Annotated in this window: 17 protein-coding genes and 1 pseudogene; 11 read left to right on the top strand and 7 right to left on the bottom strand. The window is 39.1% G+C overall.

Annotated features, from left to right (window positions below; translation table 11 throughout):
- Positions 1 to 26 precede the first annotated feature (26 nt).
- Together MLOOGBEN_RS13755 and MLOOGBEN_RS13750 are read left to right on the top strand one after the other, a co-directional pair.
- Complete coding sequence (locus MLOOGBEN_RS13755) at positions 27 to 383, top strand: nucleotide excision repair endonuclease (protein ID WP_179158836.1); 357 nt, start codon at positions 27 to 29, stop codon at positions 381 to 383.
- Between the two features lie 55 nt (positions 384 to 438).
- Positions 439 to 1377, top strand: coding sequence for a TRM11 family SAM-dependent methyltransferase (locus tag MLOOGBEN_RS13750; RefSeq protein ID WP_179158835.1), 939 nt, complete (start codon positions 439 to 441; stop codon positions 1375 to 1377).
- A 654-nt stretch (positions 1378 to 2031) separates the two neighbouring features.
- Here the strand turns inward: MLOOGBEN_RS13750 and MLOOGBEN_RS29260 are convergent.
- The 3 genes from MLOOGBEN_RS29260 to MLOOGBEN_RS13740 all read right to left on the bottom strand — a co-directional run bounded on the left by MLOOGBEN_RS29260 (position 2032) and on the right by MLOOGBEN_RS13740 (position 4367).
- On the bottom strand, positions 2032 to 2274 hold the full coding sequence (locus MLOOGBEN_RS29260; protein ID WP_368737788.1) for a DUF8189 domain-containing protein: 243 nt from the start codon (positions 2272 to 2274) through the stop codon (positions 2032 to 2034).
- Complete coding sequence (locus MLOOGBEN_RS13745; RefSeq protein ID WP_256989086.1) at positions 2213 to 2869, bottom strand: DUF346 domain-containing protein; 657 nt, start codon at positions 2867 to 2869, stop codon at positions 2213 to 2215. Before MLOOGBEN_RS13745 ends, MLOOGBEN_RS29260 begins: the two co-directional genes overlap by 62 nt.
- 712 nt (positions 2870 to 3581) lie before the next feature.
- Positions 3582 to 4367 (bottom strand): SDR family NAD(P)-dependent oxidoreductase, encoded by a 786-nt coding sequence (locus MLOOGBEN_RS13740; RefSeq protein WP_179158834.1) that lies wholly within the window; start codon positions 4365 to 4367, stop codon positions 3582 to 3584.
- A gap of 151 nt (positions 4368 to 4518) precedes the next feature.
- Between MLOOGBEN_RS13740 and MLOOGBEN_RS13735 the strand changes: the two are divergent.
- Both MLOOGBEN_RS13735 and MLOOGBEN_RS13730 read left to right on the top strand, forming a co-directional pair.
- Positions 4519 to 5016, top strand: a pseudogene (locus MLOOGBEN_RS13735) (LURP-one-related/scramblase family protein).
- A 362-nt stretch (positions 5017 to 5378) separates the two neighbouring features.
- Positions 5379 to 5864, top strand: coding sequence for a DoxX family protein (locus MLOOGBEN_RS13730; RefSeq protein WP_179158833.1), 486 nt, complete (start codon positions 5379 to 5381; stop codon positions 5862 to 5864).
- A gap of 98 nt (positions 5865 to 5962) precedes the next feature.
- On the opposite strand, the gene MLOOGBEN_RS13725 is transcribed toward MLOOGBEN_RS13730, so the two are convergent.
- Together MLOOGBEN_RS13725 and MLOOGBEN_RS13720 are read right to left on the bottom strand one after the other, a co-directional pair.
- Positions 5963 to 6430, bottom strand: coding sequence for a phage tail protein (locus tag MLOOGBEN_RS13725; RefSeq protein ID WP_179158832.1), 468 nt, complete (start codon positions 6428 to 6430; stop codon positions 5963 to 5965).
- 22 nt (positions 6431 to 6452) lie between these two features.
- Positions 6453 to 6932 (bottom strand): GyrI-like domain-containing protein, encoded by a 480-nt coding sequence (locus tag MLOOGBEN_RS13720; RefSeq protein ID WP_179158831.1) that lies wholly within the window; start codon positions 6930 to 6932, stop codon positions 6453 to 6455.
- Between the two features lie 108 nt (positions 6933 to 7040).
- Between MLOOGBEN_RS13720 and MLOOGBEN_RS13715 the strand changes: the two genes are divergently transcribed.
- Positions 7041 to 8003, top strand: coding sequence for a helix-turn-helix transcriptional regulator (locus tag MLOOGBEN_RS13715; protein ID WP_179158830.1), 963 nt, complete (start codon positions 7041 to 7043; stop codon positions 8001 to 8003).
- A gap of 143 nt (positions 8004 to 8146) precedes the next feature.
- On the opposite strand, the gene MLOOGBEN_RS29720 is transcribed toward MLOOGBEN_RS13715, so the two are convergent.
- A complete protein-coding gene (locus MLOOGBEN_RS29720; RefSeq protein ID WP_179158829.1) occupies positions 8147 to 9724 on the bottom strand; it encodes an ATP-binding protein in 1578 nt (525 codons plus the stop codon).
- A 519-nt stretch (positions 9725 to 10243) separates the two neighbouring features.
- Between MLOOGBEN_RS29720 and kduI the strand changes: the two genes are divergently transcribed.
- The 6 genes from kduI (at position 10244) to MLOOGBEN_RS29250 (ending at position 14389) form a co-directional block, all read left to right on the top strand.
- The gene (gene kduI, locus MLOOGBEN_RS13705; RefSeq protein ID WP_179158828.1) at positions 10244 to 11074 is read left to right on the top strand and encodes a 5-dehydro-4-deoxy-D-glucuronate isomerase; all 831 of its coding nucleotides are present in this window, start codon (positions 10244 to 10246) and stop codon (positions 11072 to 11074) included.
- Positions 11075 to 11122: 48 nt separating this feature from the next.
- On the top strand, positions 11123 to 11899 hold the full coding sequence (gene kduD / locus MLOOGBEN_RS13700; protein ID WP_179158827.1) for a 2-dehydro-3-deoxy-D-gluconate 5-dehydrogenase KduD: 777 nt from the start codon (positions 11123 to 11125) through the stop codon (positions 11897 to 11899).
- Entirely contained in the window at positions 11884 to 12036 is a 153-nt protein-coding gene (locus tag MLOOGBEN_RS29715; protein ID WP_368737787.1) for a YhcH/YjgK/YiaL family protein, read from the top strand. The genes kduD and MLOOGBEN_RS29715 overlap by 16 nt, the downstream gene beginning before the upstream one ends.
- 102 nt (positions 12037 to 12138) lie before the next feature.
- Entirely contained in the window at positions 12139 to 13131 is a 993-nt protein-coding gene (gene kdgT, locus MLOOGBEN_RS13690; RefSeq protein WP_179158825.1) for a 2-keto-3-deoxygluconate transporter, read from the top strand.
- A 52-nt stretch (positions 13132 to 13183) separates the two neighbouring features.
- Positions 13184 to 14134, top strand: a complete 951-nt coding sequence (locus MLOOGBEN_RS13685; RefSeq protein WP_179158824.1) for a sugar kinase — start codon at positions 13184 to 13186, stop codon at positions 14132 to 14134.
- A gap of 132 nt (positions 14135 to 14266) precedes the next feature.
- Positions 14267 to 14389: a hypothetical protein gene (locus tag MLOOGBEN_RS29250; RefSeq protein ID WP_256989085.1), complete on the top strand. Its 123-nt coding sequence runs from the start codon at positions 14267 to 14269 to the stop codon at positions 14387 to 14389.
- Positions 14390 to 14684: 295 nt separating this feature from the next.
- On the opposite strand, the gene MLOOGBEN_RS13680 is transcribed toward MLOOGBEN_RS29250, so the two are convergent.
- The gene (locus MLOOGBEN_RS13680; protein ID WP_179158823.1) at positions 14685 to 15449 is read right to left on the bottom strand and encodes an IclR family transcriptional regulator; all 765 of its coding nucleotides are present in this window, start codon (positions 15447 to 15449) and stop codon (positions 14685 to 14687) included.
- Between the last annotated feature and the right edge of the window lie 88 nt (positions 15450 to 15537).

Genomic DNA, 15537 nt, shown 5'->3' with positions numbered 1-15537 from the left:
CGATATAGAAAAGGAAGTGAGCATACGTGATTAATATAACTGTTCCAAAACCAGACGTTACGATTACCAAACAGGAAAACCCTGAGCTGAGTAATATTTATGGATTTACCGATTTTCACCTTATCACTCGTGAAAAGGGCGGCATTTACATGTTTTATAACAAAAACGATGAGCTGCTGTTTGTAGGGAAAGCAAGGAAGTTACGCCCTCGAATCAAAAAGCATTTTGAGGATACGGTGTCCCCTATCAAAAACCATCGTGATGAAGTCACAAAAATTGAAGTCTGTGTCATTGAAGATCCCGTACATAGAGAAATTTATGAGACGTTTATCATTAATGAATCCAAGGCAAAGTATAACGTTGACAAGGTATTTTTTAGATAATGAATGAGGCAATGGGGAAATCCTGTTGTCTTTTTTATATGGAAAGGTGAGGGAAATGGCTACCTATATCTATACTTACGCAAGCTATGAAGATGAACGGTCCTTGAGGGCTTTGGAGATGCGCTCATTATTAGGGAATGAATCTCATACGAGTATTTTGGAGAGTTCTGTAAAAATTGATCCCAGTCGAAGTCCGTTTATTAAAGAAAGAATAGCCGTCATTTTTGAAGAGGAGAGTTATCACAAGCTTCTTGAGAAAGCCGCAACCTTGCAAATCGGGGAAACGTTTAAAGTGATGTATGTGAAAATTGGAAGTGTTGAGGAAACCTTCGAGAAGCGGCGCGCCATTGAGAGGGAAGTCGGTTTACATATAAATGGTGTGGCTGATATTCGGCAGCCGCAGCGATTGTTTGGGGTCATGAATATCAACGGAAGATGGATATTTGGTGATTATGTGGAAAGCGAATCGGTGTGGTATCAGCATCAGCAGAAGCCGCATCAATATTCCACTGCGCTCAGCACCCGTGTGGCCAGAGCAGTGGTGAATATAGCCATTCCGGATCCAGCCGGACTCAAAGCCATTGACCCTTGCTGTGGAATCGGAACTGTCCTGGTAGAAGCACTGTCGATGGGCATTGACATCGTGGGGAGCGACAATAACCCTGTTATTCTGGCGGGAACACGAGAGAACATCGCACACTTTGGGTATTCATGTGAAGTGAAGTTTGAAGATATGCGGAACATCACCAAGCATTACGATGTCGCAATTATTGATTTCCCCTACAATTTGTGTTCGGTTATTTCACCTGAAGTACAGCTGGAGATGCTTCAAAGTGCCCGCAGGTTTGCGGATAAAGTGATAGTCGTAACGGTTGAACATGTTGATGAGATTCTACTTGAAGCGGGGTTTGTGATTGTTGATCGAGCTATTGCGAAAAAAGGGGTATTTATTCGTGAAGTAATTGTTGCCGTGGGACCGGTTCTCCGTGACTAATTCTTTGGTTATTCTTACTTGGTAAGAGTCTCACTACCTTTGTAACCAATAAACAAGTGAAAAAGGCCAGGAGAACCGTCCCCACGGTTTACCAGAGGGGCACTGTTTCAAGTTCGACATATTTCCCCCCATTTTAATAACAGAAGTTCTTTGTTTATAGGTGCTCTGTGTGGTTTTAATTAAACGTTTATGTAATATCAAAACGTGTGGATTTTTGTAGAATACTAGTTTTTATGAATTATTATTGGGGAGATTTATCGATGCCTGAACTGGTTCGTCGACAGGAATTTTTCTAGTAAGCATGCTTGAGTTTATTGCCAAAAGGGTTTTAGCCATTTTTAATCAAACGATTAATTGGTTTATTTTTGGCTAATCAAACGTTTGATTAGTTTCGTAGTAATGGCTGCTAATTGAGGCTTTTATTTAATAATGTGGGGAGGAATTTGTCGAAGATGACTTCATTCCTAATATACAGAAATGCTGTAAATTAGAGGGTGCCCCAAAGGTTAGGGGCACCCTCTAATTGCGCTTGGAAGCGCACCTGTGAAAATGTTACTTATTGACCTTGCCATAAATGGATTAAATCCTGATTTTGTCCTCTGGCAAAGACATCCGTACGATTTGGTCCCCATGAGACGGCGGCTGGTGCTGAGGTTAAGCTGCCTTCAATTGATTTGGACGTCTGGAGGAAACGGTTGGAGCACTTGTTAGTGTTCCTCCAAGGTTCTCCCAATTGCTCCAAGAGCGGCCATTCCACCATTTATGAATTAAATTATTATTTTGTCCCCTTGCAAAAACATCTATCCGGTTTGGATTCCAGGAAACCGCAGCGGGTTCAGAGGTTAATGTACCGCCAAGGTCTTCCCAATCCTCGATTTGGTCCCCAAGAAACAGCACCTGGAGCAGATGTCAACCCACCGCCAAGGCTTTCCCAGTTACTCCATCTACTGCCATCCCACCAAATATGATAAAGTGCATTGTCTGTGCCACGGCCAAAGACATCCAGACGATTGTTTTGCCAAGAGGAAACAGTAGGTGCAGAGGTTAATGTGCCACCAAGGCTTTCCCATCCTGACCAGCCTTGGCCAGGTTGACCGCCACCGCCACCACCATCGGAATTCAGTAGATCCAATACAATTTCAATGACCCTCGTTAATACACGATCCATGGTATTTTCCGGTATATTCAATTGCGTAAATAATAAGCGAAACCATGGTACCTGTCTTTGAAACTGTCGATAAATTTGTGTAGCCGATTGATTCGTGTCTGTCTGGTTAAGCGTGTAATTAACGATAAAAAGAAAAACATATTCCGTAATTTGTCTGTTCATTCCCGCACGTTCGAGCTGGGAAAATAAATTATTATGTTGGGAACGGAGTCTCTGCATAACCTCCTGGGCAGTTACTTGCTGGCGAGTGTTTAAATACGAATAATCATTGTAGTACATGGGCATATTGGGTTGCACCCAATAATAATATGGGTTTCTATACATGTAGATTCCTCCTCTTTTTCATTAGCATAGGTTTGGGAAAGACACTTGGGAATGAAAATGAATAAGGAGCTTGTTTTTATTATTGGTTAATACGTTTTTTGCTTAAGTCGCCTCTGGTTCGGACACCATGACTCTTAGATTCATCAAGCTAGTCTGAAGTCGCCTCTGGTTCGGACACTATGACTCTTAGATTCATCAAGCTAGTCTGAAGTCGCCTCTGGTTCGGACACCATGACTCTTAGATTCATCAAGCTTGTCTGAAGTCACCTCTGATTCGGACACCATGACTCTTAAATTCATCAAGCTAGTCTGAAGTCGCCTCTGGTTCGGACACCATGACTCTTAAGTTCATCAAGCTAGTCTGAAGTCGCCTCTGGTTCGGACACCAAGACTCTTAGATTCATCAAGCTAGTCTGAAGTCGCCTCTGGTTCGGACACCAAGACTCTTAGATTCATCAAGCTAGTCTGAAGTCACCTCTGGTTCGGACACCATGACTCTTAGATTCATCAAACTTGTCTGAAGTCACCTCTGGTTCGGACACCACGACTCTTAAATTCATCAAACTTGTCTGAAGTCACCTCTGGTTCGGACACCATGACTCTAAAGTTCATCAAACTTGTCCGAAGTAGCGATTAATTTAGCGTAATTTGTACAGAAAGCAACAAAGTTTACGAAAAATATTCATAGAAGGGTGGGCGGTCATTCTTTTTTCTAAAGTGTTTTTATCTTTTTAGCAATGATGTCCGTTGCTTTTTTCGGATTTAGTCGATATAAAAAGTCCATTATTTTTGCATCGTTTCCGGCTAATACTCGGTATTTTTTATTTTCCATCCCTTTAATAATGATGGCAGCTGCTTCATTTGGGCTGAGCATCTTATATGAATGGCTTTCAACGCCTGTTATTTCAATTCCAGCATTTTGGACAATGTTCGTGTCGACTCCTCCAGGAAAGACGACGGTTACGCCAACATTGGTATCTCTAAGCTCTAAATGAAGGCCTTCTGTTAACATTTTGACGGCTGCTTTTGAAGCTGTGTAAATCGTTTGGTGTGGCACAGGAAGAAATCCACCCATGCTTGAAACATTTGTAATGTGAGCTTCGGGTCGATTTAAAAGGTGTGGTAAAAACGATTTACACATATAGAGCGTACCGTAAAAGTTTACATCCATGACCCTTTGAATTTGTTCATAATCAAGATCATTCACGCTATGGAACGGTTGAATAATTCCTGCATTATTAATCAATCCATCTATGCATCTGTGAACGGCAAGGATTTCTTCTGGAAGCTTTTCTACATCATCTCTGTTAGCTATATTGGCAAAGTGTATTGAAATTTTGTCACCATAGACGGTTGCTAATGACTTTATTTCCTCAAGCCCGGATTTGTGGAGGATGGCTGCGACTATAGCTCCTTTTTCTAAAAGCTGGCAAACTAGTTCTCTCCCAATTCCGCCGCCAGCACCCGTTACAACAATAACTTTATTGAATACCTTCATGCTATTCCCCCATCTTTTTATAATGAAATTAACCAAAACCTACTGAAAATCAGGAATTTATTAATCATTATATATGATACGATTGTAAAGTGGTGGAAATGTTGAAATACTCTGTTTATTGATAAAATTCTGATAAGAGGGAGGGTATAATATGAAGCAACTGTATATAAAGCAGAAGGTCTTCAGTCTTAGTGGCAAATTTACAGTAAAGGATGAGTAGGAGAAGGATGTATATTACGTGGAGGGCAGTTTTATGCAAATTCCCAAGACTTTCTCCATTATGAATACTACAAGAGATGAAGTAGCACTCATTACGAAAAAGGCGTTCAGCTTTTTACCGAAGTTTTTTGTTGAGGTGAATGGTCGAGAGGTGCTAACGATTAGGAAGGAGTTTTCCTTCTTAAAAGCACGCTATTCCATTGATGGTGCAGGCATTGAAGTACATGGTAATTGGTGGGATATGGATTTTCAGGTTTTACAGCATGGTGAAGTCGCAGGTCAAGTGAGCAAGGAGTGGTTCACTTGGGGAGATAGCTACAAGATACAAATATTGGACGAAAAGATGGAAACCATTATGATTGCACTCGTTGTAGCCATTGATTGTGTGAAGGCTGACCAAGCAGCTGCTTCTTCTGCAACGATAACTTAACTTCGGAGTATAAATAGTAAAGGCTGACGGTTATCATAAACCAATCATTTGTCCTTCATCCAGTGGATGAAGGACATTTTTAATTAAGTACAATATTGACCTAAATCAAGGTAATAGATGATTTGGCTCGTTAAAATAAGCGTATAAAAGGTTAAAGGAGAAAGAAGAACATGATAAAATCTGGATTATTTTAAAAGAGAAGGCAATAACATTTTGACAGGTGGCTAGCGGAGGAGAAAATTAAGAAATAAGTATTTTACGTGCAGAAATTTAAGTGAAATACTACATAAAAAGCTGCAGCATATTAGGAAAAATCTAATCACATATGTGAAGTGATTCACAATTAAAAGGAGAAACACATTATGAGAAAACATATAAATGGAACAAAAATAGCATTCGTTTGGACAGTATTACGCATTTGGTTAGGACTTCAATGGATCGAAGCAGGTTATTATAAAATTACATCTGGATTTGAAGTAAGTGGATTTTTACAAGGCGCTATTTCAAATCCTACCGTCCCAGGTTGGTATGCCGGATTTCTCGAAGGATTTGCGTTACCAAATATAGAATTTTTTAACATCCTTATCCCGTGGGGAGAATTTCTTGTTGGCTTAGGATTAATTTTAGGGTTCGTGACCATTCCAGCATTAATCGCAGGTGCCTTCATGAATATTAACTTTATTATGGCGGGTGTTGGATTATCCAGCCCGGATTCAAAGTTTTTCGCAGTAGCGATGATTCTATTATTTATTGGAAAAGGGAGGTATTACTACGGCCTTGATAGATATGTTATCCCATATTTAAAAAAGCAAAAAAACCATGGGGACAGTTCTGCTGGTCTTTCCTGAGGCTTTTTCCGAAAATAGTAACAGCACCTTCTCTAAATAGTATGAGAGGTGCTGTTTTGTTTATTGGAATCCCTAGATGAACATTGCCTTTGCTTCCGTTAATATTCTCCTTTAATGACAAAAAACGAGCCTCTTATTGTTCCTGCTAGTTTAGACTTCTGCCTGGCAAACTTAAACTTCCCTTCTAACTCCTTTGGTACCTCCATACCCTCAGAAAGCTTAAAACCAACGGCCCGCTTCGGCTTAGGGCCATCAATCGTATACAGGACGTTGACCTCAAGACCATCCTCATAAAAGACGTAAGCCCAATTGATATTTTCAACTTGGAAACGCGACGTTTCTAAAGGTTTGGCCGCAAACTCAATATCCCGTTCTTTTTTCAAAATTTGGTTCACATAATCAATGGTTTCTTGGCTTTCACTAGCGGGTTCAACGGTAAATTCATGCTTATATTTGGTCATAAAATAACGGGCTTCATTCGCGCGTAAACCAGCAAGCGTTTCTGCAACAGGAGAAGACTCCAAACCAACTGTCGAAACAGTTTTAAAATCTACGATATAGGACATTTCCAACTCTCCTTATCTCTAGCTACTTCCTAACAACCGGAATCCACATTTCACCAAAGACTAAACCATTGCGCTGCCCCATCTCAACCGATGCATTTGGCCCGCCAACATAGGCAACATCACTTGCTTCAGGCAAGGCTTGGCCAAAGGCTATGCCAGTCAGCATATTACTCAACTCTTCAGACGTATTCGCTACGCCTTTCACAACGAGGTATTCCCCTTTAGGAAATTGGATCACTCTAGTTGCTTCCGGTAACGTTTTCTCTGTCATAACGCCAGCATAGTGCATCATTTTGTTATTCACTGCTTCGTTCACGGCAAAAATGTAGTCGTTTGTAGCTATAGCTTTTAAAGTGTCAAGCGTTCCATCTTGTTTGACGGCATGCCAAAAGTCTGACTTTTCCTTCATAATGCCGGCATAGTCTGTGTAATCACTTTTAAGCTCGGTTCCAAAACCTAAAACCGTAAAGCTATCTTTTTCTTCTAAAATATAATCTGCCATATTCAAAACCATCCTTTTTTTTAAAATTAATTTGTCTTTTCACTTACTGAGTTTATAATAATCTTAAACCATGTCAAAAAGTGATACTGTTTAGGAGTGCGCAGCTAAATGAAAAAAGTTGAACGGATTAATATCATCATGCGTTATATCAACAATCGCTCCCACTTTACCATTTCTGAAATCATGCAGGAATTTAACATCTCTCGTTCAACGGCTATTAGAGATATCAGAGAAATTGAAGCCATGGGGATGCCGCTTGTTGCTGAAGTGGGAAGGGATGGGGGATATTTTGTCATGCACAATTCTGTCCTGCCACATGTCCGCTTTACCGATAATGAGGTTAAAGCTCTTTTTATAGCCTTTATGGCCACGAGAAACCAACAGCTCCCCTATCTAAATAGTCGTCAGTCTTTAGCTGAGAAGTTACTAGGCCTCATTTCAGAAAACCAGCAGGATGACCTTGTTCTATTAAATCAAATCTTGCTATTTGAAGGGACCAACCCGAATAATCCTGACCTGCTTGACCTATCAGATCTCCCACATCCGATGTTAGAAAAACTCATCCAAAACCTGCTTTTGGACCGGTATTTATTGATTACCATTAAAGAAGGGAAAGTCATAAAGTCTTATCCCATTTATCTCTTAAACCTTTATCGTGAAAAAAGCCTGTGGCTGATTGAAGGCTTTGACCTAAAGGAAGAAAAGAAGCATATTTTTCATGTCGACAATCTCACCGATGTTCAACCCTGCCCAACGAATAAAAGATGGAGTAGGAAAAAGATTTTAGAAAAACTACGTAAGCAGGAAGAAGTAATCAACCTTGTCCTTGAGCTCGGTCCAAAAGCGATTGCCCAGTTTAGAAAATACCACCCTTTAAAATTTACCATTTCCTATACGAATCCTTACCAAGCTACAGCCATATTAAAGACTTTTATCAATGTTAATCATCCCGAAGAATTGACGGAAATAACAAATTGGCTGCTTTTTCTAGGTGATGATATTAAAATCAAGGAAATGCCGGTAGAAATTTACGAAGGTTTACAAAAGAGATTAAGATTATTCTGCCCATAAACAGTGTTAGGTAAAACCATGAAAACCATGGGGACGGTTCTTCTGGTCCTTCCACTTAGGTTTTTCCAAACATCAAAACAGCACCTTCTCCAAAGAGTTGGAGAGGTGCTGTTAATTGCATGAAGTTTGTTGTTGCACCAAAATTAGCTGCTAGTAGGCAAAAAAACTCTTACTTCGGTCCCTTTATTTACTTCACTATCAATCTCTATCGTTCCATGATGTTTATCAATAATACGGTTGGAAGTTAATAATCCCAGCCCTGTTCCCTTTTCCTTGGTTGAAAAAAATGGTTCACCGATCTTCTTTAATCGTTCTTTCTCAATCCCGCATCCATTGTCAATAAAGATAATCTCTACTCCACCTTCTGGGACATACCGCAAATAGATAAAAATGTCCCCATTACTTCCAATGGCTTCAATCGCATTTTGAAATAAATTAATAAGCACTTGTTTAATTTCATTAGGATTACACATTATTTGGTAAGAATGATCTAATTCTGAATGAATCGTAATATTTCTCAAGTTTGTTTGACTCTCAAAAAGAGTAATCACATTTCTGACGAGCGTATCCATATTTTGAAGAGATGTTGGCGAGTTTTGGTTTGGTTTCGCTAATGATAAGTATTCGGAAACAATTGACTCCATTCTCGATATTTCCATTAACATGATTTGTACGTACTGGCGATCAAATTCCCCGTTTTGATTCGCTAACTGCAAAAAACCTTTTATTGAAGTGAGAGGGTTTCGTATTTCATGGGCAACACCAGCAGCAAGCTCACCTACGACAGAAAGCTTTTCTGATCTTAATAATAGGTCATATGCCTTCTTTTGTTCTGTAATATCACGGCCTATCACTAATAGATTTTTCCTGCTGCCGTCTGAAAAAAAAGTAGGAACCTTTATGATATCGAAAATAGCGGAGAATTGATTTTCTCTAGACAGGTCTAACTCGGATCGATTGGGAGTGCCTTTCTCCCAAGAAATCTCATCGTTCGAAAAGCAATTTTGAAAATTTCTAAACCATTCATTTTTGGAAAAAAGTTCGTCTAGATTTTTATTCCTATAATCAATGTTTTCCAATTTAAATAAGGCTTTAGCATATTGATTCATTTCAATAAATCTTCCTGTGCCATCCTGAATATAAATTAAATCGGGCATTGAATTGATTAGGGCTAAAATTTGTTGTTCATTGTCCTTTCTTACTTCTTCCTTTTTCGCATTATCATCTCTTTCTACTGCTTTGCTATAGCGAATTTGCAGAAAAGCGACTAGAAAGGTAACAGAAAGTGTAAATAAAAAGTAAAAAAAGTCACCTTTGTGATGAGAATAATTAAGACGCTCTTCGAATTGATAAAAATAGGCCCCTATAAAAATACTAAGGATGCTCATTAAAATGACTGGGCGGTAATCATGATATATAGTTAAAATAAAAATGACTAAAAAAATGAGATAGAAATTAGATATTACAGGTTCATTATCTATAAGTACATATGTAACAAATGACATCCCGAATACACATAAATACATGGTTTGCTTAATAAAAAGTTTTTTGAAAACGAAAATGGAAATGGTTCCACATACTAAAATCCCGGTGCCGAAGAGGATACTGATAAAAATAGGATCTTTTTGTTTTAAAATTTGGACGAACATACACAGGATAAAGCAGCCCCATAAAATACGGGTTAACACAACATTTTTACTATGGATCTTTTGAATATTCACCTTATACTTCACCTCTAAGAAATGCATGAGCTGCCTTTTCATTCTAATAGTAACATAGACGAGATTTTTTGGGGCGGCACATTGTGACGAATGGAGAGTATTTAAAATGGATATTTTTTTCGTTTGAAAATGATAAATAATTTAGTGTGAATAACTTGGAGCAGTATTTTGATCCAGTGCAAGAAACCCAGCAACTAGAGTGTTTAGACCGGGAGAACCGTCCGAAGCCACTGAAAAAGTCGTTAATATGAACAATGAATACGAATTTTCATCAATATATAATAAATAAAAGAAGGCAGTTATCTACATATAGTAGGTAATTGCCTTCTTGTTTTTTAAAATTGGACTTTTTCAGCGATCTCGAACCGTCCTTATGGTCCCCTATGGTCTCCAAAAAGGTTCACTATTTCTTCACATTAAAACTTTGATTTTTTGAAAAGGAAGCGTTATAATTAAATTATGAAACGTAGTTCCACAATACGGAACGTAAAAATTACTACATAAAAGGAGAGGTACACTTTGGAAATCAGGTATTCAACACACCCAGATCATGCCAAAACATTTACTACGGAAGAAATTCGTAAACATTATTTAATAGAAGAATTATTTGTACCAGGAGAAATTAAACTGGTTTATTCGATGGAAGAACGTGCAATTACTGGCGGAATCACGCCTATTGAAGAAACGATTTCTTTAAAGGGTAATGATCAGATGAAAGCTGACTATTTCCTAGAGAGAAGAGAAGTGGGGATTTTCAATGTTGGCGGCACCGGAAGTATCACTGTTGATGGTGAAACCTATGCTATGGAAAATAAAGATTGCTTGTATATCGGATTAGGTAAAAAAGAGCTGCTTTTCTCAAGTGAATCAGCAGAATCTCCTGCAAAATTTTATTTGTATTCTGCACCAGCTCACAAAGAATATCCGACTCAGCACGTTGCCTTTAAAGACATTGAAGGTGATAGATTAGGAGCATTAGAAACTGCAAATGATCGAGTTATTCGCAGAATGATTCACAAAGAAGGAATTCAGAGCTGTCAGGTTGTTATGGGGATGACTCAATTAAGTACAGGAAGTGTGTGGAATTCAATGCCAACACATACACATGACCGGAGAAGTGAAGTTTACCTCTATATTGATTTAGATGAAAATGCAAGAATGTTCCATATGATGGGCGAACCAACACAGACGCGTCACATCGTGATGAAAAACGAACAAGCGGTGATTTCACCTCCATGGTCGATTCATTGTGGGGCTGCTACAAGCCATTATACTTTTATCTGGGCAATGGCAGGCGATAATAAAATCTACAACGATATGGATCAAGTAACAATGGACGAATTGAGATAATTTGAAATAAGTCAGACTACTAAAATAGAAATATAGGGGTGCTATATAATGAGTTTAAGAGATTTTTCACTAGATTTTTTTAATTTAACAGGTAAGGCTGCAATAGTGACAGGAGGAAATACTGGTCTTGGCCAAGGGTATGCTGTCGCACTAGCGAAAGCAGGTGCAGATCTATTTATTGTCTCTTATGATACGAACTGGGATGAAACAAGAGAGCTTATTGAAGAAACAGGAAGAAAAGTATATTTTCATCAAGCAGATTTAACAGCTAGAGAAAGTTTACAGTCCATTGTTGATACTTGCCTAAGTGTATATGGAAGAATTGATGTTCTTGTTAATAATGCTGGGACAATCAGACGTAATCCGTTACTTGAATACAAGGAAGAAGATTGGGATGCTGTTATGGAAATTAACCTGAACGCAGTCTATCTCCTAAGCCAAGCCGTTGCCAAAGTAATGGTACAGCAAAAAAGTGGAAAAATCATTAATATCTGTTCGATGCTGTCCTTCCAAGGTGGTAAATTTGTTCCGCCATACACAGCAAGTAAGCATGCCGTTGCTGGTATTACTAAATCCTTTGCAAATGAGTTAGCACAATATAATGTCCAAATTAATGCGATTGCACCAGGCTATGTTGCAACAGCTAATACGGCTCCCATTCGTGCAGATGAAGAGCGGAGTGCAGATATTCTTTCTCGTATTCCAGCTGGACGTTGGGCTACACCGGCAGACTACATGGGAGTAGTTGTATTCCTAGCTAGTCAGGCATCTGATTATATGAATGGACATGTTCTTGCCGTTGACGGCGGTTGGTTAGTTCGCTAAAACGCAGGAACACACAGCGGATAGCGATGAATCTGGGAGACGTTATGATCTGTCTCCCAGAGGATTCTCATTTGGCGGGGATTATCGCCGGCGAAAAACAAAAGGTGAGAAAAGTAGTCCTTAAAGTGAAATTGTAAGCGATAGCAAATGCAAATTTGAGGTAACGGTTTCGAGTAGACCATCGTTGTAGTCCAGTAGATTAAATATCCTTATGCAGACTTGAGAGGCAGGTATTCAAAATGAATATTTTGAAGTCAATTAAAAAAATCCCAGGTGGATTAATGTTAGTTCCATTAATATTAGGGGCCCTTGTCCATACGTTTACACCCGGAGCGGGCGAGTATTTCGGAGGATTTACCAATGGATTGATATCAGGTACGGTTCCAATTTTAGCAGTATGGTTTTTCTGTATGGGTGCAAGTATCAATATTAAAGCATCAGGTAAGGTTTTATTAAAATCAGGAACACTTGTCATTACAAAGATAGCGGTTGCATGGGTAGTTGCCGTTATTGCTATGCAATTCCTGCCGGTTGCTGGAATACAAACAGGTATATTTGCTGGATTTACCGTTCTTGCGCTAGTAGCCGCAATGGATATGACAAATGGTGGTCTTTATGCCTCTATTATGCAGCAATATGGCTCAAAAGAAGATGCGGGCGCATTTGTCTTAATGTCCCTTGAATCAGGCCCGTTAGTAACCATGTTGATTTTAGGCAGTACGGGTGTAGCTGTGTTTGAACCGCAAGCTTTTGTTGGTGCAGTATTACCTTTCCTAATTGGTTTTACTCTTGGTAACCTTGATAAAGATTTACGTGAATTCTTTAGTAGAGCGACAGAAACAATGATTCCATTCTTTGGTTTTGCTTTAGGTAACACGATTGACTTAGCGGTAATTGGAAAAACAGGTCTTAGTGGTATTTTACTAGGTGTTCTCGTCATCATTATTACAGGTGTTCCATTAATGCTGGCAGATAAATTTATCGGAAAAGGCAATGGCACAGCAGGACTTGCTGCTTCTAGTACAGCCGGGGCTGCAGTAGCCAACCCAATGCTGATTGCCGAAATGAAACCGGAATTTCTTACAGCAGCACAATCCGCTACTGCGATGGTGGCAACGTCCGTCATTGTTACATCGATAGTCGTACCTATATTGGCAGCTTATTATTCTAATTATATGAAAAAGAAAAATGGGGATTTAGGAAGTAAAAAAGGGGAAAAACTTACGGCTTAATAACCTAGGGAGACATATCTATGTCTCTCTTTACATTCAGGGAGGAATTCACATGAGTCGAATTATTACAGTGGGGGAACCTATGGCACTTTTTGTTGCAGAGCAAGAGGGTCCATTAGAAAATGTTGATCGTTTTAATCGATTTGTTGCAGGTGCTGAGGTTAACTTCTCTATCGGTATGTCTCGTTTAGGACATACTGTTACGTATATTACCCAATTGGGAAGCGACCCATTTGGGAAAAACATCGAAAAATTCCTGCAAATGAACAAAATTGATACTCGTTATGTGTCATATGATCCTCATCTTTTGACGGGAATGCAGTGGAAGCAAAAGGTGGCAAGCGGTGACCCGGAAGTGTTCTCCGCGCGCAAGAATTCTGCAGCTTCCCATATGAATCTTGAAACCATTGCAAATTTGAACTGGGATGGCTTCGACCATATTCATTTGACAGGCATCCCGCCAGCATTGTCGACTGGCTGCCGGGAGATGGTTTATGAATTGATGAAAGAGGCACGAGCAAGGGGAGTGCAAATTTCTTATGATCCTAATTTGCGTCCCGGTCTCTGGTCTGATAAACAGGAAATGGCTCAAGTTATTAATGATCTAGCTTGTCAGGCAGACATCGTTCTTCCTGGTATTGAAGAAGCGAAGCTGTTAACAGGCAGCGAAGACGTTCATGAGATTGCGGCTTACTATCATGCTGCGGGTGTAAAAACCGTTGTCATCAAGCTTGGGGCAAAAGGTGCATTTACCAGCTCTGAAGGAGAAGCATTTTATACGGAGGGTTTCCCTGTAGAGAAAGTAGTCGACACAGTAGGAGCTGGTGATGGCTTTGCTGTTGGTGTGGTCAGCGGAATACTGGAAGGTCTTCCTATCGAGGAAGCGGTTAAACGCGGGGCAGCCATTGGGGCTCTTGCCGTCATGTCACCAGGAGATAATGACGGTTTACCTGATCGAGAGAGTTTAGAAGGTTATATGAAAGGCTCGAAAGTAGAGCTTTAGTTGTTTGCAAAAGTAAAGAAAACCATTTTTAGCGTTTTCTTTGCTTTTGCTTTTAGTGTTCTTTAATAAAAGCTCTGTTAGTATTCATTGTTGATTTTCGTGTAGGAATAATAGACGGAGAATTTCCGGCTAATGTATGTAGAGGGCGCTAAAGAAGCTGATATAGGCGGAGATATGAGACTGTCGATTAATTATGCAAGTGAAATTCAGCAACTCCAATTTGATGAAATTGTGACCAAATATTTGCTTTTTTAGCTACTTTTTATAGTTTTTTATATCTATTTAGGTAGAAAATAGTTGGAATCTTCGTTTTCTAAAAGGTTAAATGAGTTAATCGACAGTCTCGATATTCCGGTTAACTGCTCTAAAAAAGACAAAATCCAAGGATATGGACAATATAAGCGGAAAAACTCCCCTTATAATTAGGGAAATATGGGTATTTCCCAATTTAACCGGAATTTCTCCGTTTATTTTTCAAATCAACTTTCAGTTAGAACGCAGCCTTTATAAAAAAGGGTATTCTCGAAGGATTCGAGAATACCACCTATCATCAAGAACCAGAGTATCCTAGGTTCCTTGAGATTGCTATACTATACTGTTTCATTTTTTCAATTAATGCACTGTTGATCAATTCCATTGTCACACGATTACTCGGTCCCGAAATACTAAAGCTTGCAATGATTTTTCCTTTGTGATCGTAGATTGGTGCAGCGATACATCTTAAAACTTCTTCATTCTCAGAATTATCTAATGCATAACCTTGGATCTTAACCATTTCAATTTCTTTTAAAAAGGCTTCCTTTGAGGTGATTGTGTACGGAGTCTTGGGAATAAACTCAGTATTTGAAATCACTTGTTCAAGATGGTCTAGAGCAGCATCTGAGAGTAATACCTTTCCTACACCTGTACAATACATGGGAGCACGGCTTCCAATGCGAGAATACATTCGGATGGTCTGATTACTTTCAATTTTATCGATATAAATCACTTCTCCGTGATCCTCTATGCATAGATGAACGGTTTCATTGACTTCTTGTGATAGTTTCTCGAGATAAGGTTTTGCTATCGTCACAATACTTGAGTTATTTAATAGGTTTCTAGAAAGAAAGAGGACCTGTAATCCGAGTTTATATTTGTCTGTTTCTTCATCCTTTACCACATAATTCATACTTACTAAAGTAGCTAACAGACGATGAATCGTACTTTTGGTTAGACCAACCTGCTCCGTCAGACGCGCAATTTGAAGGCCGTCGGGGTATTCGGAAAGCTTGTTTAATATGGTTAGGGCACGTTCAATGGATTGAACATTAGACATTACATTCTACCTCTTTTATTGGTGAAATTTAGAAGATATTCCATTTATATGTTGTTTATTATGAAACATCATTCTACTATATGATACG

It is taken from the genome of Bacillus sp. EB106-08-02-XG196, from assembly GCF_013396335.1.
In the GTDB taxonomy this organism is placed as follows: domain Bacteria; phylum Bacillota; class Bacilli; order Bacillales; family Cytobacillaceae; genus Neobacillus.
The sequence above is the reverse complement of the archived record's forward strand: the minus strand, read 5'-3'. Positions and strand labels throughout refer to the sequence as shown.

Coding starts and splice junctions, on each gene's coding strand:
- MLOOGBEN_RS13750 (WP_179158835.1), top strand. CDS start 439: ATGGCTACCTATATCTATACTTACGCAAGCTATGAAGATGAACGGTCC.
- MLOOGBEN_RS13745 (WP_256989086.1), bottom strand. CDS start 2,869: ATGTATAGAAACCCATATTATTATTGGGTGCAACCCAATATGCCCATG.
- MLOOGBEN_RS13740 (WP_179158834.1), bottom strand. CDS start 4,367: ATGAAGGTATTCAATAAAGTTATTGTTGTAACGGGTGCTGGCGGCGGA.
- MLOOGBEN_RS13730 (WP_179158833.1), top strand. CDS start 5,379: ATGAGAAAACATATAAATGGAACAAAAATAGCATTCGTTTGGACAGTA.
- MLOOGBEN_RS13725 (WP_179158832.1), bottom strand. CDS start 6,430: ATGTCCTATATCGTAGATTTTAAAACTGTTTCGACAGTTGGTTTGGAG.
- MLOOGBEN_RS13720 (WP_179158831.1), bottom strand. CDS start 6,932: ATGGCAGATTATATTTTAGAAGAAAAAGATAGCTTTACGGTTTTAGGT.
- MLOOGBEN_RS13715 (WP_179158830.1), top strand. CDS start 7,041: ATGAAAAAAGTTGAACGGATTAATATCATCATGCGTTATATCAACAAT.
- kduD (WP_179158827.1), top strand. CDS start 11,123: ATGAGTTTAAGAGATTTTTCACTAGATTTTTTTAATTTAACAGGTAAG.
- kdgT (WP_179158825.1), top strand. CDS start 12,139: ATGAATATTTTGAAGTCAATTAAAAAAATCCCAGGTGGATTAATGTTA.
- MLOOGBEN_RS13685 (WP_179158824.1), top strand. CDS start 13,184: ATGAGTCGAATTATTACAGTGGGGGAACCTATGGCACTTTTTGTTGCA.
- MLOOGBEN_RS29250 (WP_256989085.1), top strand. CDS start 14,267: ATGTATGTAGAGGGCGCTAAAGAAGCTGATATAGGCGGAGATATGAGA.
- MLOOGBEN_RS13680 (WP_179158823.1), bottom strand. CDS start 15,449: ATGTCTAATGTTCAATCCATTGAACGTGCCCTAACCATATTAAACAAG.